This is a genomic window from Faecalibacillus sp. TM498 (genome assembly GCF_020589955.1).
Taxonomy (GTDB): Bacteria; Bacillota_I; Bacilli_A; order Erysipelotrichales; family Coprobacillaceae; genus Faecalibacillus; species Faecalibacillus intestinalis.
This window is the reverse complement of record NZ_JAJDKB010000166.1, coordinates 1-334: the sequence shown is the minus strand read 5'-3', so window position 1 is coordinate 334 and position 334 is coordinate 1. Positions and strand designations below refer to the sequence as shown.

Genomic DNA, 334 nt, shown 5'->3' with positions numbered 1-334 from the left:
AATTTCAGTAACAGATGATTACAGTGAATATAAAGATGTTGAACAGGTAAAACGTGTCAATGTGAATAACCGACCATTTTCATCACAACTTAAGATTATTAAATTAGATGCTGAATCAGGAAAGAAAGTCACATTAAATGGTGCATCATTTAAAATCAAAGATTCAAAAGGAAACTATGTTGTACAAAAAGTTGGCGGTAAAAAATATGACACATTTACAACTAATTCTAAAAACGTTGTTACAGTAAAAGACAGCGAAGAAGGAACAGTAACACTTCTTTTACAGTTAGATGCAGGAGATTATTCTATCGAAGAAGTAGAAACACCTAAAGGC

The 334-nt window shown here is 31.4% G+C and carries 1 protein-coding gene; it reads left to right on the top strand.

Annotated features, from left to right (window positions below):
* Positions 1 to 334, top strand: a 334-nt coding sequence (locus LJD32_RS15145) for a prealbumin-like fold domain-containing protein (RefSeq protein WP_227392841.1), incomplete at both ends; no start/stop codon positions are given.